Raw genomic sequence first — 1,204 nt, 5'->3', positions numbered from 1 at the left:
CCGCTGAGTTTGAATTTGTATACGTATGTGGAGAATAATCCTTTGAAGTATGTCGACCCGAGTGGGCACAATGTATGTGGCTTGGGTGGAACTGGTACCGATTATTGTAAGGGAATGATTAATCAACTAAATGACGCTTGGTTAACGATGACAGACTCAGTGTACAGAGGTTCTAAAGCAATAGCAGACTTTGTAGTTCTAGATGATATTAATACCTTACTTAATTCTAACGCTTCTGTAACTGACAAAAGTTTAGCTGGACTGGGGTTTGTCCCGGTTGGTAAGGTAATTAAGGGTGGGAAGTTAGTAGTTCAAATGGCTAATAAATACAAGTCAATTGAACGTGCAGTGGAGGCTACTACAGGAAGTGTCCGTGTTGCTGGTAAAATAGGAACGGAGGGTTTACAAGGATTTAAATATGGTATTACAGCTGATGAAATTAGAGCAATAAACAAATCATATAATGGACAAATTGAATTAAACGGCAGTATTGAATCTGTTTTAGATAATGCATCAAGATACGATGGATTTTGGAATAAAACAGCGGCGATTACAAGATCAATAGTAAATAATCATACATTTGATAATGGAAATAAAAGAACTGCATTATCAGTGATACAAGAACTTATGAACAGAAATGGTATATCAACTGGAGTAAGCGAGTCAGCAATGAAGGATGTTATTTCCCAAATATCAACCGGTAAATTGAAAGATGTTTCTAATATTGCAAAATCTTTAAGGGGGTATTAGTATGAGCCTAAGTAAAAAACAGTTTGATGAATTAAAAGAATATCTGGGGATAAGGATAACAGAAGAACCGCCATTTGGTGGAATTGATTACTTCTTGTCTTTATTTGAAAAAATAAAGTCAGATTCATCGATGATAATTATAAAATTAGACGGTGAAAGGGAAGAAAATACTTATACGGTCTTGGTTTCTGGGAGTTTATTAGGAAGTGAAGAATCCATTAGGATAGATACTTCAAATCTATTAGAAGGTGCAGCATATATAATTTTAGAATATGCCAAAAGAGTTTGGAAATGGGTAAATTAACAGTATGCTAAAATGTTAAACAAAAGTATACGGCATTTATTAAATCACTTAAAATAAACCTAGGAACAGGAGTAACTCGAGATAAATTATATTTGCCACCTTACGACTAACCATCGTTGAGGTGGTTTTTACATATACACCTACGACCAG

Annotated in this window: 2 protein-coding genes; both read left to right on the top strand. The window is 34.6% G+C overall.

What is annotated here, in order from left to right; translation table 11 throughout:
- The coding region (locus tag C4S74_RS26185; protein ID WP_219819082.1) for a type II toxin-antitoxin system death-on-curing family toxin at window positions 1–750 on the top strand (750 nt) is incomplete at its 5' end.
- A gap of 1 nt (window position 751) precedes the next feature.
- Complete coding sequence (locus tag C4S74_RS26180; RefSeq protein ID WP_103998209.1) at window positions 752–1,054, top strand: hypothetical protein; 303 nt, start codon at window positions 752–754, stop codon at window positions 1,052–1,054.
- Window positions 1,055–1,204 lie beyond the last annotated feature (150 nt).

Source organism: Paenibacillus sp. UNC499MF (genome assembly GCF_900107975.1).
Taxonomy (GTDB): domain Bacteria; phylum Bacillota; class Bacilli; order Paenibacillales; family NBRC-103111; genus Paenibacillus_F.
The sequence above is the reverse complement of the archived record's forward strand: the minus strand, read 5'-3'. Positions and strand labels throughout refer to the sequence as shown.

Excerpts from the sequence above, each read along its gene's own strand:
- C4S74_RS26180 (WP_103998209.1), top strand. The coding sequence starts at position 752 with ATGAGCCTAAGTAAAAAACAGTTTGATGAATTAAAAGAATATCTGGGG.